Source organism: Frankia sp. CpI1-P (assembly GCF_001421075.1).
Taxonomy (GTDB): domain Bacteria; phylum Actinomycetota; class Actinomycetes; order Frankiales; family Frankiaceae; genus Frankia; species Frankia torreyi.
The window spans coordinates 190247-212583 of sequence record NZ_LJJX01000002.1 but is presented as its reverse complement, the minus strand read 5'-3'; the positions used below and the strand labels follow the sequence as shown (position 1 = coordinate 212583).

Below are 22337 nucleotides of genomic sequence, written 5' to 3'. Positions count from 1 at the left end.
GACCTCGATAGAAGCCGGCTATGGAGTCCAGGTTTATCATGTCTTGGACCACTCGAGGCCCCGGCTCTAGGGTGCGGGCGTGGCTGTAACAACCCCGACGCGACCGGCGCCCGCTGGACGCCCCCCGCGCCCCGCGCGGTCCTCCTTCGCCCCGTTGAACTTCTGGCGTTCGACGATCGGCAAGAAGACCGTGATGGCGGTCACCGGTCTGCTGATGTTGCTGTTCCTGATCGTCCATATGCTCGGGAACCTGAAGATCTTCTTCGGCCGAACCGACTTCGACCACTACGCCCACTGGCTGCGCACGATCGGAAATCCGGTCCTGCACGAAAGCTGGTATCTGTGGATCCAGCGGTTCGTCCTGGTAGTGGCCGTGGTGCTACACGCTGTCTCGGCCTACCAGCTCAGCCGACGTGACCTGAAGGCCCGACCGACGAAATACTCCCACCACCAACGGGCCAGGGCCGGCTACGCCACGCACATCATGCGCTACGGCGGCATCACCCTGGCGCTGTTCATCGTTTACCACATCCTCGACTTCACCACGCTCACGCTGAACCGCCACGGAGTCGACGGCGCCGCCTACGACAACGTCGTGTCGAGCTTCAGCGTGTGGTGGGTCACGGTCATCTACATCGCCGCCATGATCTGCCTGGGCCTCCACATCCAGCACGGTTTCTGGAGCGCCGCCCAGACCCTCGGGTACAACCGGCCGAGCCGCGACCGCGCCTTCAAGGGTGTGGCGACGGGTCTCGCCGTGCTTCTCACGGTGGGATTCCTGATCGTTCCGGTGTCGGTCCTCGCCGGCCTCGTCGACTGAGCACGAAAGAGGCTGACATGTCCTTCTACAAGCTCGGCGATGACATCGCCGACACCACCGCGCCGGACGTGCCGATCGAGCAGCGCTGGGACAAGCGCCGCTTCGACGCCAAGCTCGTCAACCCGGCGAACCGGCGGCGACACAGCGTGATCGTCGTCGGGACGGGGCTGGCCGGCGGGGCCGCCGGGGCGACCCTCGCCGAGCAGGGCTACCACGTCATCCAGTTCTGCTACCAGGACTCGCCGCGCCGGGCGCACTCCATCGCCGCGCAGGGCGGCATCAACGCCGCGAAGAACTACCGCAACGACGGCGACTCGGTCTACCGGCTGTTCTACGACACGGTCAAGGGCGGTGACTTCCGCTCCCGGGAGTCCAACGTCTACCGGCTCGCGCAGACGTCGACCCAGATCATCGACCAGTGCGTGGCGCAGGGCGTGCCGTTCGCCCGCGAGTACGGCGNCCTGCTCGACACCCGGTCGTTCGGCGGCGTGCAGGTCGCGCGCACCTTCTACGCCCGCGGCCAGACGGGCCAGCAGCTCCTGATCGGCGCCTACCAGGCGCTGTCGCGGCAGATCGACGCCGGCAACGTGGAGATGCACGCGCGCACCGAGATGCTCGACCTGATCGTCATCGACGGCCGCGCCCGCGGCATCGTCGCCCGTGACCTGATCACCGGCCAGATCTCGACCTACATCGCCGACGCGGTCGTGCTCGCCACCGGCGGGTACGGCAACGTGTTCTACCTGTCGACGAACGCGAAGAACTCCAACGCGAGCGCGATCTGGCGGGCGCACCGGCGCGGGGCGTACTTCGCCAACCCGTGCTACACGCAGATCCACCCGACCTGCATCCCGCGTTCGGGCGACCACCAGTCCAAGCTCACCCTGATGAGCGAGTCGCTGCGCAACGACGGCCGGATCTGGGTGCCGAAGAACCCGGGCGACACCCGTTCGCCGGACCAGATCCCCGAGGCCGATCGCGACTACTACCTCGAGCGCATCTACCCCGGCTTCGGCAACCTGGTCCCCCGCGACATCGCCTCACGCGCGGCGAAGAACCAGNGCGACCTGGGCCGCGGGGTCGGCCCCGGCGGCCTGGGCGTCTACCTCGACTTCGCCGACGCGATCAAGCGGATGGGCGAGGCCGCCGTCCGCGAGAAGTACGGCAACCTGTTCGAGATGTACGACCGGATCACCGGCGAGGACCCGTACAAGGTCCCGATGCGGATCTACCCCGCCATCCACTACACGATGGGTGGCCTGTGGGTGGACTACGACCTGCAGAGCACCATCCCGGGCTGCTTCGTCATCGGTGAGGCGAACTTCTCCGANCACGGCGCCAACCGGCTCGGCGCGAGCGCGCTGATGCAGGGCCTGGCCGACGGCTACTTCGTGCTGCCGCCGATGCTCGGCAACTACATCGCGTCGAACAAGTTCGACAAGGTCGACGCCAGCCACCCGGAGGTGGCCGCGACGGTAGCCGAGGCGACGGGCCGGCTGGACCGGCTGCTGTCGATCGACGGCGAGCNCACCGTCGACTCGTTCCACCGCGAGCTCGGCGAGATCCTCTGGGACGAGTGCGGGATGGCGCGCAGCGAGGACGGCCTGCGCAAGGCGCTGGGCCGCCTGCCCGAGCTGCGTGAGGAGTTCTGGCGTTCGGTGAAGGTGCCCGGCAGCGGCGCCAGCCTGAACCAGAGCCTGGAGCGGGCCAACCGGGTGTCGGACTTCCTCGAGCTCGGCGAGCTGCTGTGCGTCGACGCGCTGCACCGCGAGGAGTCCTGCGGCGGTCACTTCCGGGTCGAGAGCCAGACCCCGGACGGGGAGGCCCGCCGCGACGACGACCGGTTCGCCTACGCCGCCGCCTGGGAGTTCGGCGGCACCGGCGGCACCCCGATCCTGCACCGGGAGCCGCTCGAGTTCGACTACGTCCACCTCGCCCAGCGCAACTACGCGTGAGACGGGGTCGGGTAGCCGTGAACCAAGCCATGAACCACGAGACACCAGTGATCGACGCGCAACCCATGACCCGCGCGCTCCCGGAAAACCACGACAGCGCAGACAGCGCAAGGAGCCGACCGTGAAGCTCACCCTGCGGATCTGGCGCCAGGCCGGCCCGGCCGAACCCGGCCGCATGGTGGCCTACGAGGTGCCCGACGCGAACCCGGACATGTCCTTCCTCGAGCTGCTCGACGTGCTCAACGAGCGGCTCACCCTGGAGGGCGAGGACCCGGTCACCTTCGACCACGACTGTCGCGAGGGCATCTGCGGCTCCTGCGGCGTGGTCATCAACGGCCAGGCGCACGGGCCGCGCGCCCTGACCACCACCTGCCAGCTCCATGTGCGCTCGTTCTCCGATGGCGACGTGATCGACATCGAGCCCTGGCGCTCGGTCGCGTTCGGCGTGCTCAAGGACCTGATGGTGGATCGGTCGGGCCTCGACCGGATCATCCAGGCCGGCGGGTACATCAGCGCGCCGACGGGCAGCGCCCCGGAGGCGCACTCCACACCGGTGCCGAAGCCGATCGCGGACACGGCGTTCGACAACGCCACCTGCATCGGCTGCGGGGCCTGCGTCGCGGCCTGCCCGAACGGCTCGGCGATGCTGTTCACCTCGGCGAAGGTGACGCACCTCAACAGCCTGCCGCAGGGGGCACCGGAGCGGGCGAGCCGCGTGCTCAACCTGGTCGAGGCGATGGACGCCGAGGGCTTCGGCGGCTGCACGAACACCGGCGAGTGCACCAACGCCTGCCCGAAGGGCATCCCGCTGGACAGCATCGCGACCCTCAACCGCGAGTACCTGCGCGCCTCCCTCGGCCGCAAGTAGCCCGCCCCGCCCGACTTCCTTGCCTTTCCACAGGGACGAAACAGACACAGAACCCGCTGGAAGGGCAAGGAACCGGAGGGCACAGAGAAGGCCGGCCCGCGCCCCGTCGACAGCACTCCCGTCGGCGGGGCGCCGCCACGTGGCGGCGCCCGAGAATCATGGCAATCGTGGCAAAGCTCGCGGACGGGGCGGAACCGCGGCGCTCCCGCGGCCGCCGGCGGACAATCGTGACGGTGGACAGGCGGGCGCGGGACGTTCCCGATCAAGTGGCGGTGGTCGGCGGCGGGATGGTCGGGCTGTGCGTGGCCTGGTTCCTGCAGGAACGCGGGGTGCGGGTGACGGTCTTCGACCGGGATCGGCTCACCACCGGGCCGACCTGGGCCGGCGCCGGCTCGTCGTGGGGCAACGCGGGCTGGCTCACCCCCGGCCTCGCCACCCCGCTGCCGGAGCCGGCGGTGCTGCGCTACGGGCTACGGGTGCTGCTGCGGCCGGATTCGCCGGTGTACGTGCCGCCGGTCGCCGACGCCGGGCTCGCCCGCTTCGTTGCCGGATTCGTCCGGCACAGCACGACCGGTCGCTGGCGGCGCGCCATGCGGGCACTCGCGCCGCTGACCCGGGCGGCCCTCGGCGCGTTCGACGAGCTCGCGGCGGGCGGCGTGACCGCGCCGACCCGGGCCGCCGCGCCCTTCCTCGCCGGTTACCAGGACCGCGCCGACCTCGACGCGCTGCTCGTCGAGCTCGCCGAGGTGCGCGCCGCCGGCCAGCCGGTCGACGCCGAGGTGCTCGATCCCCTCGCCGCCCGCGACCTCGAGCCGCTGCTGTCCGAGCAGGTCCGTTACGTCGCCTCCGTGCACGGGCAGCGGTTCTGCGACCCGGGACGGTTCGTCGCGGCCCTCACCGAAAGCGTGCGGGCCCGGGGCGGTGCGGTTCACGAGACGACGGCCGTCGCGGGCGTGCGTGAGGTCGGCGACCGGGTCGAGGTGCTCGGCCCGCTCCCCGCGGCGGGCCTGTTCGACGCCGCCGTCCTCGCCACCGGCGCCTGGCTGCCCCGGCTGGCCCGACCCTTCGGGGTCCGCCTGCCCGTGCAGGCCGGCCGCGGCTACAGCTTCCACGTCACGACCGAGCGGCCGCCCAGCGGGCCGATCTACTTCCCGGCCTCCCGGGTGGCCTGCACGCCCATCGGCGACGGCCTGCGGGTCGCCGGGATGATGGAGTTTCGCCGTCCGGACGCACCGCCGGATCCGCGCCGCACCCGCGCGGTGGTCGAGGCCACCCGTGGCCTGCTGCGCGGGGTCGACCTCGACACCCGCACCCACGAATGGGTCGGGCCGCGTCCCTGCACGCCGGACGGCCTGCCGCTGATCGGCCCGACCGCGTCGCCACGGGTGTTCGTCGCCGGGGGCCACGGCATGTGGGGCATCACCCTGGGCCCGGTCACCGGCCGGCTGCTCGCCGACGCCATCGTCGTCGGCACGCCCGCGGCCGACCTGGCCCCCTTCGACCCGCTGCGCTGAGCCGGAACCCCACCGCACGCGTGAGTGCGGCCGGGATGGGTTGACACACCCGTCCCGGCCGCACCCGACTCGCGTTACCGGGCTCGATCAGGCCTCGGTACGCGTGGTGGCGCCGGCACCCCGGCGACGCCGAGCGGCGACCCGCAGCAGCGCACCGCCGCCGAGCAGGGCCACCGCGATCGAGGCCATTGCCCCGGTCTCGACTCCGGTGAAGGGCAGCGCACCGCCGGCGGGCGCCGCGGCACCGGCGCCGACACCCGCGCCCGCGCCGAGACCCGCGCCCGCGCCGACGCCCGCGCCGACCACGCCGACCCCGGCGCCGACGCCGACGCCGACGAAGCACGGGCCGCCGTCACGCTTGTCGCGGTCCTTGTCGTCCTTGTCCCCGAACCAGTCGTCCTTGCCGTCACGGAAGTCCGAGCCGTCCTTGCCGATCGTGCCGTCACGGCCGTCCTTGCCGTCACGGAAGTCCGAGCCGCCCAGCTCGTCGGCCCGCAGCTCCTTGTCGTTGCGGATGTCCTTGTTGCCGAACCCGTCCTTACCAAACCCGTTGTTGCCGAACCCGTCCTTACCGTCGCGGCCNTCCTTGCCGAAGCCGTCCTTGTTGTCCCGGCCGTCCTTGTCGCCGAAGCAGTCGTCGCGGTCGTTCCGATGCCTGCCGTTGTGGTCGAACACGAAGTCGTTGATCCAGTTGCCGATCCAGCCCGGGTTGAACGGCAGGCCCTCGATGCCNTCTTCGCCGAACCCGATCACCAGCACGGAGGCGCTGACGACGCGGGTCTGCAACGCCTGCTTCGCGGGCGTGAGCGGAACCGCCAGCCCGGTGTTGATCGGGGGCAGGATCGACCTGTCCTTGCCCGGCTCGTAGCCGGGGGGGCCACCTGGTCCCCCCGGACCGCCGGGCAGGCCCGGCTGCTCGGGGCCGCCCGGCCCGGCAACCAGACCCGGGTCAGCCGGGATGCTCTGATCGTCGAGCGACTCCGGGCCGCCGGGCACGTCCGGCGAGTCCGTAACCGAGGGCGAGTCCGCGACCGAGGGCGAGTCCGCGACCGAGGGCGAGTCCGTAACCGAGTCCGGCGGTGAAGCGATGATGCCCTCGCCGACCGCGGTGATGGTGTGCTGGCCGGTTCTGGGGAGGTTGACCGGCGCGCTGAACTCACCCGTGCCGCCCGTTACCTGGGCGTGGTACAGGTACTCCCCGTCGAGCGCGATCTCGACCTCGGTGCCCGGGAGGAATCCGCAACCACTGAATGTCACGGTCTCACNGACAGTGACAACGGAATCGTCGAGGGTGCCCGCCCCGGTCGGACCGGCACACACGGTGCCCGCGTCGCCCACCGGCGAATAGCCGGTGTCAGGGCCGCCCGGACCGTCGGGGCCGCCCGGGTCGCCCGGGCCGTCGGGGCCGAAGATGGGCGTGTCGAGCGCCGCAGCTGGAGAAACCGGCAGGGCGGCGAGCGCCATGCCGCCGCCTGCCACCAGCGCAACTCCGAGGGATCGGAACTTCATACAGGCACTCTCCCTGCGGATCATCAGGTCAAGCAGTTGGATGATTGAATACACAGAGAGTAGCGATGATTACTCTCCGTGTCTACAACTCTCCATAGTCAGTTCTTGACTCTGCGTGACCAAGGGGAGGTGACCGGCACCCCCTCGACGTCGAGGCGCTCGGGAACCGGCAGCGGCTGGGGACGGACCGCGAGCGCGGGGCCCGCCTGCGGCTCGAGCACCTTGAGTTCCAGGGTCCTGGTCTGGCCACGATCGACGGTCAGGTAGGTGGAGACGATGGGCAGACCGTCCTCGGAACCGCTGGTCAGCCCGAGNGGCTGGCCGTCGAGATGAGCACCGGCGAACAGGCTGCCCCGACCCGTGTACACCGACAGCCAGAGGTTGTTCTGGGCCTGCGGGTTGCCGCCGAAGTTCCGGACATCCTCGCGCTTGCGGACGTACTCCGGCAGGCCGTCGGGGGCCATGTTGGTCAGTTGGACGGCGATCGTCACCGCGCCGGCTCCGTTCGGCAGCCGCTGCACCCGATAGCTGGTCCGGCGGCGAAGCCAGTAGTCGAGCTTGCTTGCCGTGGCGTTCTGCGTAACGACGGCGAGATAGGGGCCGGATCCCGTCGGCAGCGCGCCACCCAGCGCGGTCGTCGAAAGAACGTCCTGCTCATCGGAGTGGTTGCTTGACAGATTGAGTCGCCCCTCCTTGGCCGCCTTGGACATGGCGGTGAGCAGCTTCGTCGTGTCCCCGCTGCCCGATTCCACCGCCGCATAGACGGCCTGACCCACCTGAGCGAAGAAACGGTCTCGGGCAGGCACCGTCGGGATGCGGGCGTACACCTTGGACTCGACGAGGTCGACCAGGTTTGCCGAGGTGACGACCTGGCCGTCGGGCAGCACCGCAGGCCGGCTGGCCGCCAGCAGATAGGACAGCGTGGTCGGGTCGACGCTGATGGTGCCGTCCACGTCGATGCCAGTCCCGGTCCGGTAGAGATGGGAGTAGAGCTTGCCGACCGTGGGGTAGTCGGGCGTCAGGTTGGCGTTGGCCCACACCCGGTCCGGCCAGAACGACGCGTAGCGCGCCGCGAACGGGCCCGGTAGCACGGTGGCCGGGGTCTGCTGGGTGGGACCGCCAGGTAGCGAGCCGTTGCCGGAGATGCCGTCGAGGGACAGGCGCCCCCGATCCGCGGTCAGCAGGCCGAAGCCGCCGATGATCCCGCCGGTCGCCCGGGACTCGGCGGGGTTCTGGACGATCAGCAGGTAGCGCCTCCGCTCGGAGGCTCCGAGCATGTCCGGCCCGATGCGGGCCGCCAGCGCCACGCTGTCCAACGCCCCGGACAGGGTTCGCCCGCGGTCGATCACCTCGGCGCGGGCGTCCTCGACGCCGCTGACCCGACCCGGCCAGCCGCAGGTCTCGGTTCTCTCGGCGGCCGCCGACAGCGCCGACAGCGCCGCCGCGGCCCGCTCGGCCGGGACGCGGGCCGCCGCCAACGCGGAAACGTTGATCGTCATCTGGTGGCGCAGCCGGTCCGGATTGAGGTCACCGCCGAGGTCCGCGACGGACGGCAGCCCGGCGCCGGCCATCGTGTCGACGGCCCGCACGAGCGCCGCCGCCGAGCGCAGCGGGCAGCCTGCCCACGGCAGCCGTCCGAAGGCCGACCACACCGGGTCGCCGGTGAGTGACCGGGCAGCCCGGGCCCGCTCGGCGATCCCCGCCACCTGTGCCCGGAGCTCATCGTCGGCCGGGATGTCCCCGGCCAGCACCTGCCGCTGCAACGTCGCGATGCGCGTACGGGCCTCGTCGAGCTGCGAGTGCGCCATCAGACCGCGGACGGCCACCCAGCCGGAGAGGCCCGCGATCAGGGCAAACGCGACAGCGAGGCCCCCGATCAGCCAGCGGGCCCGTCCGCCGCGTCGGCGGGACGACGCTGTTCCGCCCGCGGGCTGCCCGCCGCTCGCGCCGGCCACGGTCTGTTCCCCGGCCACGGTCTGTTCCCCGGCCGGATCTGCCACACCACTCGCATCCGCCGCGCCGATCGACTCGGACGCAACGATCGCCTCAGACCCACCTGGCTGACCGGCGGCACCGATCTCACCGGGGGCAGCGGTGACAGTCCCGGGCGCAGGAGCCACCGCACCCCGGTCGGCCGGCCTGCCGGCCGAGGACGCCGAACGCGCCCCGGCCCGGCTCGGCACGCCGTCCGGGGCGGACTCCACGCCGAGCTGGCGCGGAATGGCCTGTCCTGCGTCCGGGCGGCCGCCTGCACCGCTGTTCCCGGATCCCTCAGCCCCCGAATTCCCAGCCGTCACCGGTTGGACGGCGGTCGGGTGGAGTCGCGTCCGCCCGTCGCCGCGGCGGAGCCGGTACCACCCGGGCCGCCGAGACCATGCGAGCTGCCAGCACTCCGCGAGCTGCCGGCACTCCGCGAGCTGCCGGTTCCGGGTGAGCTGTCGGTCCCGGCCGAGCCGTCGGGCCGGCCTCCGGGCGTGTGGCGATCCGCGGGCGGCTTCGTCGCCGACCTGCCGGCGTCGCCCGGCCGAGTCTCACCCCGGCGGGTACGGGCGTGCCCCGGAACAGCGGAGCCGCTGCGCAGCCCGGCGCCGGCCAGGTCTCCCGGCTCGCCGGATTCCGCCGAGGCGGCCGGATCCGCATCGATCGGTTCCCGCGCGGCCGGTACGGAGATGGCCCCACGCCCGCTGTCCCCGGCCGCGGCTCGGGTGCCACCGGAACGGCCGGCCGCGGCGGCCGACGACGACGAGCCCGACGACGACATTCCTGACGGGAACGATCCCGACGACGACGCGCCGGTCGACGCGGGCGCGCCGAGCGGTCGGGCGGGCCCGACGCCAGCGTCCGGCGCGGGGATGCTGGCCGCCCGTAGCGTCGACGAGCGGGCGTGCCGGCCTCGCGGCGCGTAGTTGCCGTACTGGCCGTAGTAGTAGGCGGCGTCCCGCCCCTTCGTCGGGACCATGTTCAGTACCGTGCCGACCATCCGGGCGTCCACCGCGCGCAGCGCCTCGGCGGCGCGGCGAAGCTGCTCGCGACGGGTCCGGCCGACCCGCACCACCAGCAGTACCCCCTCGGCCCGGGTCGCGAGCACCGCCGCGTCGGTCACGGGGAGCAGAGGCGGGGCGTCGATCAGTACGATGTCGAACCGGGCCTGCAGGAGCGCGACGAGATCGGCCATGCCCTTGGAGCCCAGCAGCTCGCTGGGGTTCGGGGGAACCGGTCCGGAGGCGAGCACCTCGACCCGACCCTCCCCCACGCGGCCCTCGCCCCACGGCTGCAGCACGTCGTCGAGGTCGGCGGCGCCAATAAGGACGGAGGTCAGGCCCGCCGCGGACTCGACGCCGAGATAGTCCCCGAACGACGGGCGGCGCAGGTCGCCCTCGATCAGGCAGACCCGGGCACCGCCCTGGGCCAGGCTGATGGCCAGGTTGCAGATCGTGATGGTCTTGCCCTCTCCCGCCACGGAGCTGCTGACGAGGATCGACCGGGGGCCGGCATCCACGTCGACGAACTGAAGGTTGGTGCGAAGCTGACGGAATGCCTCCGCGCGGGCGGAGTGCAGCCGGGCGTTGGTGATGAGCGGCCGGCGGACCGCGTCGGTGTCGAAGGCGATCACGGCCAGGTTGGGCAGGTCCGTCGACTCCCGCGCGTCCTCCACCCCGGAAATGCTGGTGTCCAGGCGGAAGCGGACGAGCGCCACCGCCACGCCGGCAATCAGCCCGAGCAGCAGACCGAGAGCCATGTTGCGGGTCGGTTGCGGGGAGACCGGGGAGACCGGCAGCTTGGCGCGTTCCCAGACGCTCACCCGAACCGACGGCGATTCGTTGCCCGCGGGAGCCTCGATCTGGGCGACGGCGACGGAGAACGACTCGCCGACCGCGTCGGCGATCGACTGGGCCCTTCTCGGCACCCGGTCGCGAACGGTGGCGCGCAGCAGCACGGTGTCCGGGACCGCCTGCGCGGAGATCTGCCCCCGCAGTGCCTCCGGGGTCGACTTCAGGTGGAGCCGGTCGATGACCGAGGCCGCCACCCGCTCGCTGGCCACGAGGTTCGCGTAGGACTTCACCCGCTGCTGGGAGAGCAGCCCGCCCTGGTAGGCCGAGGCGGCGCCCTCGGCATTGTCGGGCGAGGAGACGACCATGGTCACGGACGCGGCGTACTCCTTCGTCGCCCGCCAGGTCGAGGCGGCGGCAAGCAGGCCGCCGAGCACCACGCAGGCCACCATGAGCATCCAGCTGCGGCGAAGGACGCGGACATAGTCGCGCAGTTCCACTCGTCGACCACCCTCCGGGATGTATGTACCGACCACTCACGTCATCGAGGATCGCCTCAACATACTCGATGAGTAGCGATTATTTTACTCTCAGTCACGCTTACCCTATGACCTCATGTGGAGACGTAGAGTAGACGGCACGGTCGACCGGCGGCGGACAGCGCACCTCGCGCGGCGCGTCCTGAGGCTCAACCTCCGCCAACGGGTCGGACTGCAGATCGCCCTGGACAGCGCGGCGATGGTCCTCGGCCTCACGTCGGCCCAGCTCGGAAGGTTCGACTTCGCCCACGACGCCCTGGCCGACCTCGACTTCTGGGTGATCTGCGCCCTGGCGGTCTGCCTGCTCCATTTCCTGGGCACGGCGCTGCACCTCTATCTGGGGCGTTACCGCTTCGGCGGCTTCGAGGAGGTCCTCGGGCTGCTCGTGGCGGTGCTGCTGACGAACGTCGGCGTGCTCGTCGTCATCGCCGTGTTCAGCTCGCCGCGCCCGATGCCGCTGAGCGTGCCGCTGCTGGGCGGTGCGGTGACCCTGGTCGTGATGTTCGGCGTGCGCTACCTGTGGCGGCTGGTGGAGGAGCAGCTACGCCGGCCGAACCGGGACAGCGCCGAGCCGGTGCTGATCTTCGGCGCCGGCGACGGAGCCGAAGGGGTCCTCGCGGCGATGCTGCGCACCCAGGACAGCCCCTACTACCCCGTCGCCCTGCTGGACGACGACCCGAACCTGCACAACCTGCGCCTGTTCGGGGTCCGGGTGCTCGGCGGACGGGAGTCGATCGGCCCGGTTGCGGCAGCCACCGGAGCGAGGACCCTGCTGGTGGCCATCCCGAGCGCGGACGCCGGACTGCTCCGGGACATCAGCAGAATCGCCGAGAGCGTCGGTCTCATCGTGAAGGTCCTGCCCAAGGTCGCCGATCTGATCGACGGACGGGTCGGAGTCGGCGACATCCGNGACCTGGACCTCGCCGACCTGCTCGGCCGCCGCCAGGTCCGCACCGACATGGCCGCCGCCGGGAGCTACCTGGTGGGGCGCCGGGTGCTGGTGACCGGCGCGGGCGGGTCGATCGGCTCGGAGCTGTGCCGACAGATCGCCGGGTATGGTCCGGCCGAACTGATCATGCTGGACCNGGACGAGTCCGCGCTGCGGGCGGTGCAACTGTCGATCACCGGCCGCGCGATGCTCGACGACGACGCGNTCGTGCTCGGCGACATCCGCGACCTCGACCTCGTCACCACGCTGTTCATGGAGCGCCGACCGCAGGTCGTCTTCCACGCCGCCGCCCTCAAACACCTCCCCCTGCTCGAACGCTTCCCCGGGGAGTCGGTGAAGACCAACGTCTGGGGCACGCTGGCGATCCTGCGGACGGCCGTGGCCTGCGGCGTCGAGCGGTTGGTGAACATCTCGACGGACAAGGCCNCCAACCCGGTCAGCGCGCTGGGCTANTCGAAGCGGATCACCGAACGGCTCACCGCCCACCTGGCCCGGGAGGCCGACGGAACGCTGGTCAGCGTGCGGTTCGGCAACGTGCTGGGCAGCAACGGCTCCGTGCTCACCGTCTTCGCCGGCCAGCTCGCCGCCGGTGGCCCGATCACGGTCACCCATCCCGACGTCACCCGGTACTTCATGACCATCCCCGAGGCCGTTCAGCTCGTGCTGCAGGCCGGCGNGCTCGGCGCCCCCGGTGAGGCCCTCGTCCTCGACATGNGCGACCCGGTGCGGATCGCGGACGTCGCCGCGCGGCTCGCGGCTCGCGAGAGGCAGCCNATCGAGATCGTCTACACCGGCCTGGGCCGCGGGGAGAAGCTGCACGAGGAGCTGTTCGGCGACGGCGAGACCGACCAGCGCCCGCACCATCCCCTGATCTCGCATGTCGATGNGCCCGCGCTGGACCCGACCCGGGCGCTCGCCCTCGACCCCTGGGCCCCGCCGGCGCAGGTGCTGGCCGAGCTCGCCGCCCTGGCCCGCGAGGAGGTCCTCGTCCCCGCCACCGCGGCTGTCGAGACCCCGGCCGCCCCGCCCGCCCCGGCGGCCGGCCTGATTCCCCGCCAGCCGACCGCGGACCGCTCCGACGCCACCCGGCCCGTCACGCCGTGACCCGGCGGGCGGCGATGGGTCAGAATCGCTCGGATGCCGGTGCACCGGGCACCGCGCCGGGACCGGCGCCCGGTGTGGTGCCGGTCCGGTCGGCGTACCAGGCGACCGTCGCCTCCAGCGCGGCGGCGAGGTCCAGTCCGGTCGCATCGGGGAACAGCGTCCGCATCGTCGCCGCGTCCGCCTGGGAGTCGCGGATGTCGCCGGTGCGAGGGGCGTCGTGGTGCACGCTCAGCCGGCGCCCGACGATGCGCTCCAGCTCGCTGATGACGGTGAGCAGATCCGTGCGGGTGCCGAAGGCGATGTTGACCGGCCGCGGGTGGCTCACCCGGCGCACCGCCGCGTCGCACAGCATGTCGGCGATGCCCGCCACGTAGGTGAAGTCCCGGGTCTGGCGGCCGTCGCCGTGGACCGTCAGCGACCGTCCCGCGAGCGCGGCGTCGATGAAGGAAGGGACGACGGCGGCGTAGGCGTGCCCCACCGACTGGTACGGGCCGAACACGTTGAACAGCCGGACGGCCAGCACGGGCAGGCCGAACCCGGCCTGATAGGCCAGCGCGTACCCCTCCGCGGCGAGCTTCGAGGCCGCGTAGGGGCTACGCGGCAGGGTGGGGGCGTCCTCCGCGCGGGGCAGCGGCCCCGCCCCGCCGTAGACGGACGACGACGACGTGAGGACGACGTGGGTTTCGGCGCGCTGGGCGACGCCGAGCACCGTCAGGGTGCCCGTCGCGTTGACCGTGTGGGTGGCCATGGGGTCCAGCAGTGAACGTTCCACCGACGGCCGCGCGGCCAGGTGCACGATGCTCCCCGCTCCCGTGCACGCCTCCTCGACCAGGGAACGGTCGGTGACGCTGCCGATCACCAGCTTCACGGGCAGGCCCGCGAGGTTCGACACCGCCCCGGTACTGAGATCGTCGATCACCACCACCTCGGCCCCGGTGGCGAGCAGCGCTCTGGTCAGGTGGGCACCGATGAAACCGGCACCGCCCGTCACGACTACCTTCACCGATTCATCACCCTTCGAATTCAGAAGGATGCTGATAGTAGTTGAGTCGACCCGATCCGCCGACCACCCCGCGCGGAGGCGGCCGAGAACACCGCCCACACGGCTACCTTGAGTGTCACGTTGAACTCATAGTGACGCCGGTCTAGGGTCACCGCGTGCCCGACCACCCGCGCTCGCTGGTCATCGTGGGCGCCGGCGGCCACGGCCGGGAGTTGCTCGACGTGGTCGAGGCGGTCAACATGGCCGACGGCCGGACCCGCTACACCTTCCTCGGCTTCCTCGACGACGGGTCGGCGGACCCCGACCCCGTCGCCCGCCGCGGCGCGCCCCTGCTCGGCGGGCTGGACCTGCTCGGCCGCCTCGACGCCGACTACCTGATCGGCTTCGGTGACGCCGCCGCCCGCCTCCGCGTCGACCGGTACGCCAGCGTCCACGGCCGGCGCCCCGCGACTCTCGTCCACCCCCGCGCCAGCCTCGGCGGCGACGTCCGCCTCGGGCCCGGCACCGTGGTCTGCGCGCTGGCCAGCATCACCACGAACGTCCGCACCGGTCGGCACGTGGTGGTCAACGTCGGCGCCAGCGTGGCCCACGACTGCCGCCTCGGCGACTACGTGACGGTCGCGCCAGGAGCGCGGATCTCCGGCGGGGTGGCCGTCGGCGCCCAGGCGTGGATCGGCGCCCAGGCCAACATCGTCGCCCGCCGCAACGTCGGCGACCGCGCCGTCGTCGGCGCCGGTTCCGTCGTCACCGACGACATCCGCGCCGCCCAGGTCGTCGCGGGCGTGCCCGCCCGGCCGATCGACGCCGCCCCCGACCGACCGCGGCCGCCCGGCGACCGCACCGGCCGCCCGCCCGGCCAACGCGACGCCCCGACATCGGGCTGAGGGCACCGATTCGCCTGTTTCGGCCCGGCGGGTGCCACCCATGGCCCTAGGATCGCCTTGTGGAGCGTTGGTTCAACCTCGCGGGCTGCGACAACGTACGCGATCTCGGTGGGCTGCCCACCGTCGACGGAGCGGCCACCCGGCACGGCGTGTTCCTGCGCTCCGATTCGGTGCAGACGCTGACCGAGGCCGATGTCCTGCTGCTGCGGGAGACCTTCGGTCTGCGGACGATCATCGATCTACGGGCCAGGGAAGAGGCGGCGCGGGAGGGCCGGGGGCCCCTCGCCGCACATCCCATCGACTATCACAACCTGTCGTTCCTGCCCGGCGAGTGGGTGATGCCGGACGATCCGCGGTACCCCGCGATCGTCCGGGACCTCGACTCGGTCGACCGCATCGAGCACTACCTGGACTNCCTGCGGCTGGCCGGCCCCGCCGTGGCACAGGCGCTGCGGGTGCTGGCCCAGCCCACCACGGGCCCCGCGTTGTTCCACTGCGCGGCCGGCAAGGACCGCACCGGCGTCCTCGCGGCCCTGCTGCTGAGCATCGCCGGGGTCGACCGGGACGCGATCGTCGCCGACTACGCGCAGACCAACGAGCGGATCCACCTGGTCAACGCGCGCCTGGCGAAGCGTCCCTCCTACAACCGGCCGACCGCCCCGCTCACGCCCGACCAGCTCTCCTGCCGCCCGGAGGTCATGCGGGGCTTCCTCGCCGGCGTCGACGCCGGCTGGGGCGGCCCGGCCGCCTGGGCCCTGAAGGCGGGTCTCGCCGAGTCGGACCTGACCGCGCTGCGTCAGAGCCTGGTCGCCTAGTCCACGCCGGCAGCGGACCGTCCGGACTGCCATGACTGACCGGACCCCACCGACCCCACCGCCGCCGGGGGAAGATGCGCACATGTACCACCGGGTGTCCCTGCGAGCGGTCCTGGCCGTTCTGCTCGCGGTCACGCTGGTGGCGAGCTGCGGCATCCTGCGGCGGACCCACCGCGTGCCGGACGACCTGATCCCGGTGTTCCGCTCGGCCGCCACCGCGTACGGCATCCTGACCCCCGCCCAGCTCGCCGCGCAGGCACGCGTCGAAAGCAAGTTCGACGCGCGGGCGGTGTCGCATGCCGGTGCCCGCGGCATCATGCAGTTCCTGCCCACCACCTGGGCGGCCTTCGGGCTCGACGGCAACGAGGACGGTGTGGCGGATCCGCTGGACCCCCGCGACGCCATCCTGTCCGCCGCGTACTACGAATCGCGGCTCGCCGAACAGGTCGCTCACCTGCCGGGGGACCGCGTCTCGCTGATCCTCGCCGCCTACAACGCCGGGCCGGACGCCGTGCGTCTCGCGGGCGGCATCCCCGACATCGGCGAGACCCAGGCGTACGTGACGAAGGTCCGGGACTGGGCGGACACCTACTCCGACCAGCTCTGACCAGACCGCCCGCGCCGTCGGTCTCCTCAGCCCACCCGCAGCCGCTCCCCCGGCACCACGACCTCGTCGCCGGGGACGAGCTGACGCCCGCGGCGACTCTCCACCTCTCCGTTGACCCGCACCAGGCCGCCCGCCAGCAGCCCCTTCACCTCCGACCCGACGCCGACGACGTCGGCGAGCTTGAGGAACTGGCCCAGCCGGATCGCGTCACCCTGGATGCTCACCTCACGCATGCCCTCAAGCATCGCCGGTACCCGTGGCCGGGCGCGCGGGGCATCCCCCGGTGCACCCACCCCGTCGAGCCCGCCCGGTCCGCCGGCCTTGGGCCGGACACGCCGCACAGCGGGCTGCTCGCGGCCGACGCCCCGCACAGGCACCATCGGGCGTGGCCGGCGCGACCGTGAACACACCCGCTCACCCGCGTCACCGGCCCGTCCGGACCACCGTTCGGGAACGACAATCCACATCCCGGGCGGAGGGCTGAGGCATGCTGGCGGACGTGGCAGGTATCCCCTCGGACCCGTCGGACGGGACGGGCAGGCGCGGCAGCGGATCCCCGCGACCAGCGAAAACGCCCGGCAGCGGCCCGCCGGCACCGCGCGCCGCGCCCCCGCCTGCCGCGCCGGACGGTCGAGAAGCCCCACTCCACGGCTCACCCGCCGCGCCGGCCGACCCACTCCGTCCACCGGACGGCCCAGGTGACTCGCCGGACAGCCTGCTCGACTCGGACGATTCACGCGCCCCATCAGGCGAACCACGCGCCCCGGCGGACGGTCCCTTTGCCTCGGCGGGCGACGGGGACGGCGACCCCACGCCGGCCGAGGCCGATCGGGCGGCCGCGCGACGCCGCATCGCCGCGCGCGGGCGGGCGAGGCGCGGCGTGCGCACCCCCGCCCTCGGCACCGCGGCCCCGGGCGAGCTACCCGCCCTCGACGACTACCCGGACCAGCGCATCCCCCCGCTGGACAGCCTGCGCACGGGTGTCCAGACCGGCGATGGGTCGGGATCGGCGACTGTCGGCCGCACGGGCGAGGACGTGGTCCGACGGGTCGAACGCTCCAGCGGGATGCTCGCCTCCCGGGCCGCGGCGCGGATGAGCGAGGTCCTGCCCTGGTTTCCGGCCATGTCGGCGAGCCATCGGGCCGGAATCCAACTCGTGGTGCAGGCCGGTATCTCCTCGTTCGTCGAGTGGTGCCGGCGGCCCGAGCATGCCCGGCAACTGTCGGAGGACGTCTTCCGGGTCGCCCCACGCGAGCTCGTGCGGGCGGTGACCTTCCGCCGCCTGGTCGATCTGGTCCGGGTCGCGGTGGAGGCGATCGAGGCCGAGGTGCCGAACATGGCCGGCCCGGAGGACGAGCTGCGGCTGCTCGCCGACGTCCTGCGCTACTCCCGCGACATCGCCTTCGCCGGGGCGGTCGTCTACGCCCGCGCCGCCGAGGAGCGCGGCGCCTGGGACGCCCGGCTGGAGGCGCTGGTCGTCGATCACGTGGTGCGCGGCGAGGTGGACCGGGCGCTGCCGTCACGGGCGGCGGCGGTGGGCTGGCGCAACCCGCCGGCCGTGACCGTCATCGTCGGCGGGGCCGAGGGCAACGCGCCGGAGGCGGTGGTCGACGAGGTGCACCGGCTGGCCCGGGCGGCCCAGCTGGAGGTGCTCGCCGGGGTCCATCACAACCGGCTGGTGATGGTGGTCGGCGGCCGGTTCGCCACTTCCGACAGCACCGGCCGACCCGACGGGATGGCGACCGCCACCGCGGCCGGCGACAACGCGACCGCTGGCGGCCCCACCGGCGCAGGCACGCCGAGCGGCCCGGCGCCGGGCCGGCAGCCCGGCACTGCGGTGCACACCGCGCTCGACGCGGCCCGGGCGCTGCTGCCCGCCTGCGGTCCGGGGCCGGTCGTCGTCGGCCCGGTCGTCGCCGACCTGACCGGCGCGCCGCGCGCGGCTCGGGTGGCGCTCGCCGCGACCGACGTCGTCGCCGCCTGGCCGGCCGCGCCCCGGCCGGTTCAGGCCCGGGCGTTGCTGCCGGAACTGGCGCTGGCCGGGGATGCCGACGCCCGGCGGGCGCTTGTCGAGGAGGTCTATCTGCCGCTGCGCGACGCGGGCACGCCGTTGTTGGAGACCGCCGGGGCATACCTCGACTTCGGTTCGTCCCTGGAGGCCACGGCCCGAGCCCTCTATCTCCATACCAACACTGTCCGTTACCGGCTACGGAAGGCCGCGGAGGTCTGCGGTCTCGACCCGGCGGATCACCGGGAGCGTTTCATCCNGCATGTTGCGCTCGTCCTGGGACGCCTCGACGGTGCGTTATCTACAGGGAAAACATGATCGGGTGCATCGCTCCGGAGTCGTCGCACCCCAGTGCGAGAACGGTCACATCAGGNCACTCTGCTGGCCTGTCACGCGAATCCGGCCCGATGCCCGCAGCACGAACGAATTCACGGTGACGGCAGATCGGTTTGTAGGCCATCTACAACGCCCGGTCGGGACATCGGTGAGTGGCCGCCAGCGACAAGTAGTCCTCGCGAAGGGTTAGGTAGTCACGTGCTCGCGATCCTCGCACCCGGCCAGGGTGCACAGACCCCCGGACAGCTCCGCGCCTGGCGTGGCCTCCCCGGGGCGGAGGAAAGGCTGCGCTGGTGGTCGGCCGCGGCCGGCATCGATCTGCTGGAGGTCGGGTGCGAGGCGCCCGCCGAGACGATCCGGGACACGGCGATCGCTCAGCCGCTCATCGTCGCCAGCGGTCTCATCGCCGCCGAACAGCTCGGCCTGCCGGTCGCCGCCCCGGTCGGTACCACCTCGCTCGTCCTGGCGGGCCACAGCGTCGGTGAGATCACCGCCGCGGCCCTCACCGGCATCCTCTCGGCGGAGGAGGCCCTGGTCCTCGTGGCCCTGCGCGGCCGCGCGATGGCCGAGGCCTCCGCGCGGACCGAGACCGGAATGACGGCGCTGCTCGGTGGGGAGCCGGAGGCGGTGACCGCCCGGCTGGACGAGCTCGGTCTGACTGCGGCGAACCGCAACGGCGCCGGCCAGATCGTCGCCGCCGGCACGACGGAGGACCTCGCCCGGCTCGCGGCGCAGCCGCCCGCGGGCGTCCGGCTGCGCCCGCTGTCCGTCGCCGGTGCCTTCCACACCCACCACATGTCCTCGGCGCGCGACGCGCTCGACGCCGTCGCCGGCGGCATCCGGCCGGCCGTGGCCCGGGTGGCGACCCTGTCCAACGCCGACGGCGCGATCGTCACGGACCCGGCCGATCTCGTCTCCCGACTCGTCGCCCAGGTCGCCGCGCCGGTGCGGTGGGACCTGTGCCTGGCGACACTGCGGGAGCTCGGTGTCACCGCGGTCATCGAGCTGCCACCGGCCGGCACCCTGGCCGGAATCGCCCGCCGCGAACTGCCCGGCGTGAAGATCCTCGCCGTGAAGAGCCCGGACGACCTGCCCGCCGCGCGCGACCTGATCGCCGAACACGTCGGCACCGACCACCTCAGCCAGGCGCCGGCGAGCCCAGCGCCGCGGACGCCGCCGGACGCGCTGCCGGCAGGCGACGCGGCCCTCGTCGGGGTGCGGGCGTGAGCGCCACGGGCGGAGCCCGGATGCTCGGGCTCGGCGTCTACCGCCCGGCGCGGGTCGTCACCAACGACGAGATCGCCCAGCGGGTCGACACCTCGGACGCGTGGATCCAGAGCCGCACCGGCATCGCCACCCGGCGGATCGCCGACGAGGAGGAGACGACCGTCGCCATGGGCGCGGCCGCCGCGGAGAAGGCGCTCGCGGCCGCCGGCCTGACGGCGGACACCATCGACCTCGTCATCGGCGCGACCTGTACCTCGCCCTCGCAGATCCCCGGCGCCGGGCCGCAGATCGCCCACCGCATCGGGGCCGGCCAGGCCGGCGCGTTCGACATCAACGGCGCCTGCGCCGGGTTCAGCTACGCGGTGTCGACGGCCGCCGACATGGTTCGCGCCGGCAGCGTGCGCCACGTCCTCGTCGTCNCCACCGAGCGGCTGTCGGACTACACCGACTGGGATGACCGCAGCACCTGCATCCTGCTCGCCGACGGCGCCGGGGCGACCGTGATCGGCGCGGCCGAGACCGACGAGATCGGCCCGGCGGTCTGGGGCCACGACGGCTCCCGGCCGGAGGTGATTCGCGTCCCCGGCTACGGGGACAACATGTTCCGCATGGAAGGCCAGGCGGTCTTCCGCTGGGCGATCTCCCTGGTGCCGACCGTGCGGCAGATCTGCGAACGGGCCGGCGTGGCGCCCGACGAGCTCGCGGGTATCGTTCCGCATCAGGCCAACCTGCGGATCGTCGAGGCACTCGCGACGGGCATCGGCGCCACGAACGCCGCCGTCGCCCGCGACGTCGTCGACTCGGGCAACACCTCCGCCGCGAGCATTCCGCTGGGGCTCGCCCGCCTGCTCGACACCGGCGAGATCCGCCGGGGCGACCCGGTGCTGCTGTTCGGTTTCGGCGCCGGCCTGACCTACTGCGGGCAGGTCGTGCGATGCCCGTGACCTTGCTTGACCTCGCGGCGCGGATGTCCGCGCGCCGCGCCCCCGGCGGTCCGATGACCGGGCCCGCCACACCCCTGTCCCAGGTACCAGCACCCCGGCGCACGCCCGCGACGATCGCCTGATCGCGCGCAGCCACCGCCGCCACCAGAGCCCAGATCCCACAGGAGGAACCACCGTGTCCCAGGACATTCTCGCCGGTCTCGCCGTCATCCTCGAAGAGGTCGCCGGTGTCGACCCCGCCGACGTCACCCCCGAGAAGACCTTCATCGACGACCTGGACGTGGACTCGCTGTCCATGGTCGAGGTGGTCGTCGCCGCGGAGGAGAAGTTCTCCGTGAAGATCCCGGACGACGACGTGAAGTCCCTCAAGACCGTCGGCGACGCGGTCTCGTACATCCAGCGGGCTGGTGTGGCGGCGTGACCACAACCCCAAGGCAGGTCGTCGTCACCGGCCTCGGGGCAACCACTCCCCTCGGTGGCGATGTCGCCTCGACGTGGGCGGGTCTGCTCGCGGGCCGCTCCGGCGCCAGGCGGCTCACCGAGGAATGGATCGAGCAACTTCCGGTCCAGATCGGCGCGCCGCTCGCGGCAGAACTCCCGCTGGGCCGGGTCGAGGCACGCACCCTCGACCGCAGCCAGCAGATGGCGCTGGTCGCCGCCCGCGAGGCGTGGGCCGACGCGGGCTCGCCCGACGTCGACCAGGAGCGCCTCGCGGCCTGCGTAGCCTCCGGCATCGGCGGCGTGATCACCCTTCTCACCCAGCACGACGTGCTGCGGGAGAAGGGTGCCCGGCGGGTCTCGCCGCACGTGGTGCCCATGCTCATGCCCAACGGACCGGCGAGCACGGTCGGCCTGGAGTTCAAGGCCAAGGCGGGCGTGCACGCCCCGGTCAGCGCCTGCGCGTCCGGCTCGGAGGCCATCGCCCTCGGGCTGGACATCATCCGGGCCGGTCGGGCGGACGTCGTCATCGCCGGCGGGACCGAGGCCGCGATCGCGGCCCTGCCGATAGCCGGCTTCGCCCAGATGCAGGCCCTGTCCCGCCGCAACGACACGCCGGAGACGGCGTCCCGCCCGTTCGACAAGGCGCGGGACGGCTTCGTGCTCGGCGAGGGCGCGGCGATCCTGGTCCTGGAGGCCGCCGAGCACGCCGCCGCCCGCGGCGCGCGGGTCCACGGCACGCTGGCGGGCGCCGGGATCAGCTCGGACGCCTACCACATCGCCGCGCCGGATCCCACCGGTGCCGGCGCCGCGCGGGCCGTTCGTGCCGCGTTGCGCTCGGCGTCGCTGGAGCCCACCGACATCATCCACATCAACGCACACGCCACGTCGACCCCGTCGGGTGATGTGGCTGAGGCAGTGGCCCTGCGCTCCGCGCTGGGCAACCACATCGACGAGGTCGCGGTGACGTCGACCAAGTCGATGACCGGTCACCTGCTCGGGGCGGCCGGCGCGGTGGAGGCGGTGGTCAGCATCCTGGCCCTGCGN

The 22337-nt window shown here is 72.6% G+C and carries 14 protein-coding genes and 17 pseudogenes; 26 read left to right on the top strand and 5 right to left on the bottom strand.

The annotated features are described in order from the left end of the window. The first annotated feature begins 154 nt into the window (after positions 1 to 154). From FF86_RS02425 to FF86_RS02410, 8 genes and pseudogenes are all read left to right on the top strand, one after another. Entirely contained in the window at positions 155 to 820 is a 666-nt protein-coding gene (locus FF86_RS02425; protein ID WP_082121678.1) for a succinate dehydrogenase cytochrome b subunit, read from the top strand. Between the two features lie 17 nt (positions 821 to 837). Continuing rightward, a pseudogene (locus FF86_RS38740) lies at positions 838 to 1279 on the top strand (FAD-binding protein); the annotation flags it as partial. 1 nt (position 1280) lies between these two features. Continuing rightward, positions 1281 to 1881: pseudogene (locus tag FF86_RS38735) on the top strand (FAD-binding protein); the annotation flags it as partial. A gap of 1 nt (position 1882) precedes the next feature. Next, a pseudogene (locus FF86_RS38730) lies at positions 1883 to 2150 on the top strand (FAD-binding protein); the annotation flags it as partial. A gap of 1 nt (position 2151) precedes the next feature. Then, a pseudogene (locus FF86_RS38725) lies at positions 2152 to 2347 on the top strand (fumarate reductase/succinate dehydrogenase flavoprotein subunit); the annotation flags it as partial. Position 2348: 1 nt separating this feature from the next. Beyond that, positions 2349 to 2775 (top strand): annotated as a pseudogene (locus FF86_RS38720) (fumarate reductase/succinate dehydrogenase flavoprotein subunit); the annotation flags it as partial. A 121-nt stretch (positions 2776 to 2896) separates the two neighbouring features. After that, a complete protein-coding gene (locus FF86_RS02415) occupies positions 2897 to 3643 on the top strand; it encodes a succinate dehydrogenase/fumarate reductase iron-sulfur subunit (protein WP_044883743.1) in 747 nt (248 codons plus the stop codon). Positions 3644 to 3867: 224 nt separating this feature from the next. Next, complete coding sequence (locus FF86_RS02410; protein WP_255354297.1) at positions 3868 to 5157, top strand: FAD-binding oxidoreductase; 1290 nt, start codon at positions 3868 to 3870, stop codon at positions 5155 to 5157. A 1266-nt stretch (positions 5158 to 6423) separates the two neighbouring features. Here the strand turns inward: FF86_RS02410 and FF86_RS35230 are convergent. The 3 genes and pseudogenes from FF86_RS35230 to FF86_RS02395 form a co-directional block, all read right to left on the bottom strand. Further along, positions 6424 to 6621: pseudogene (locus FF86_RS35230) on the bottom strand (hypothetical protein); the annotation flags it as partial. Positions 6622 to 6981: 360 nt separating this feature from the next. After that, on the bottom strand, positions 6982 to 7943 hold a 962-nt coding region (locus FF86_RS38715), incomplete at its 3' end, for a DUF4012 domain-containing protein (RefSeq protein ID WP_242418061.1). Between the two features lie 1016 nt (positions 7944 to 8959). Then, positions 8960 to 10936, bottom strand: coding sequence for a polysaccharide biosynthesis tyrosine autokinase (locus FF86_RS02395; RefSeq protein WP_044883744.1), 1977 nt, complete (start codon positions 10934 to 10936; stop codon positions 8960 to 8962). Positions 10937 to 11051: 115 nt separating this feature from the next. Here FF86_RS02395 and FF86_RS38710 point away from each other — a divergent pair. From FF86_RS38710 to FF86_RS38670, 7 pseudogenes are all read left to right on the top strand, one after another. Then, positions 11052 to 11884: pseudogene (locus FF86_RS38710) on the top strand (nucleoside-diphosphate sugar epimerase/dehydratase); the annotation flags it as partial. A 1-nt stretch (position 11885) separates the two neighbouring features. Next, a pseudogene (locus FF86_RS38705) lies at positions 11886 to 12060 on the top strand (polysaccharide biosynthesis protein); the annotation flags it as partial. A gap of 1 nt (position 12061) precedes the next feature. After that, positions 12062 to 12128 (top strand): annotated as a pseudogene (locus FF86_RS38700) (hypothetical protein); the annotation flags it as partial. 1 nt (position 12129) lies between these two features. After that, a pseudogene (locus FF86_RS38695) lies at positions 12130 to 12350 on the top strand (polysaccharide biosynthesis protein); the annotation flags it as partial. A 27-nt stretch (positions 12351 to 12377) separates the two neighbouring features. Continuing rightward, positions 12378 to 12600 (top strand): annotated as a pseudogene (locus FF86_RS38685) (polysaccharide biosynthesis protein); the annotation flags it as partial. Positions 12601 to 12639: 39 nt separating this feature from the next. Then, positions 12640 to 12697: pseudogene (locus FF86_RS38675) on the top strand (hypothetical protein); the annotation flags it as partial. 1 nt (position 12698) lies between these two features. After that, a pseudogene (locus FF86_RS38670) lies at positions 12699 to 12810 on the top strand (polysaccharide biosynthesis protein); the annotation flags it as partial. A 237-nt stretch (positions 12811 to 13047) separates the two neighbouring features. Here FF86_RS38670 and FF86_RS02385 read toward each other — a convergent pair. Next, entirely contained in the window at positions 13048 to 14031 is a 984-nt protein-coding gene (locus FF86_RS02385; RefSeq protein WP_044883746.1) for an NAD-dependent epimerase/dehydratase family protein, read from the bottom strand. A gap of 155 nt (positions 14032 to 14186) precedes the next feature. Between FF86_RS02385 and FF86_RS02380 the strand changes: the two genes are divergently transcribed. The 4 genes and pseudogenes from FF86_RS02380 (at position 14187) to FF86_RS02370 (ending at position 16337) form a co-directional block, all read left to right on the top strand. Continuing rightward, positions 14187 to 14915, top strand: coding sequence for an acetyltransferase (locus FF86_RS02380; RefSeq protein ID WP_044883747.1), 729 nt, complete (start codon positions 14187 to 14189; stop codon positions 14913 to 14915). 59 nt (positions 14916 to 14974) lie between these two features. Continuing rightward, positions 14975 to 15329 (top strand): annotated as a pseudogene (locus tag FF86_RS38660) (tyrosine-protein phosphatase); the annotation flags it as partial. Between the two features lies 1 nt (position 15330). Then, positions 15331 to 15730 (top strand): tyrosine-protein phosphatase (locus FF86_RS38655; protein WP_242418027.1); only part of this gene is annotated, 400 nt, incomplete at its 5' end. A gap of 82 nt (positions 15731 to 15812) precedes the next feature. After that, positions 15813 to 16337: a lytic transglycosylase domain-containing protein gene (locus FF86_RS02370; RefSeq protein WP_044883749.1), complete on the top strand. Its 525-nt coding sequence runs from the start codon at positions 15813 to 15815 to the stop codon at positions 16335 to 16337. A gap of 26 nt (positions 16338 to 16363) precedes the next feature. Here FF86_RS02370 and FF86_RS02365 read toward each other — a convergent pair whose 3' ends face one another. Continuing rightward, complete coding sequence (locus tag FF86_RS02365; protein WP_173667291.1) at positions 16364 to 16570, bottom strand: RNA-binding S4 domain-containing protein; 207 nt, start codon at positions 16568 to 16570, stop codon at positions 16364 to 16366. A 719-nt stretch (positions 16571 to 17289) separates the two neighbouring features. On the opposite strand from FF86_RS02365, the pseudogene FF86_RS63920 reads away from it, so the two are divergent. The 7 genes and pseudogenes from FF86_RS63920 to FF86_RS02340 all read left to right on the top strand — a co-directional run. After that, positions 17290 to 18604, top strand: a pseudogene (locus FF86_RS63920) (PucR family transcriptional regulator); the annotation flags it as partial. Between the two features lie 275 nt (positions 18605 to 18879). Beyond that, a complete protein-coding gene (locus tag FF86_RS02355; protein ID WP_044883750.1) occupies positions 18880 to 19908 on the top strand; it encodes an ACP S-malonyltransferase in 1029 nt (342 codons plus the stop codon). A gap of 20 nt (positions 19909 to 19928) precedes the next feature. Beyond that, positions 19929 to 20327, top strand: a pseudogene (locus tag FF86_RS38650) (3-oxoacyl-ACP synthase); the annotation flags it as partial. A 1-nt stretch (position 20328) separates the two neighbouring features. Continuing rightward, positions 20329 to 20852 (top strand): 3-oxoacyl-[acyl-carrier-protein] synthase III C-terminal domain-containing protein (locus tag FF86_RS38645; protein ID WP_304438090.1); only part of this gene is annotated, 524 nt, incomplete at its 5' end. Continuing rightward, complete coding sequence (locus tag FF86_RS61750; protein ID WP_255355677.1) at positions 20849 to 20974, top strand: hypothetical protein; 126 nt, start codon at positions 20849 to 20851, stop codon at positions 20972 to 20974. The genes FF86_RS38645 and FF86_RS61750, both read left to right, overlap by 4 nt. A gap of 53 nt (positions 20975 to 21027) precedes the next feature. Beyond that, positions 21028 to 21273 carry an acyl carrier protein gene (locus FF86_RS02345; protein WP_009742445.1) on the top strand — a complete coding sequence of 82 codons (246 nt, stop codon included), beginning with the start codon at positions 21028 to 21030 and terminating at the stop codon, positions 21271 to 21273. Then, positions 21270 to 22336 (top strand): annotated as a pseudogene (locus tag FF86_RS02340) (beta-ketoacyl-ACP synthase II); the annotation flags it as partial. The gene FF86_RS02345 and the pseudogene FF86_RS02340, both read left to right, overlap by 4 nt. Position 22337: the final 1 nt, after the last annotated feature.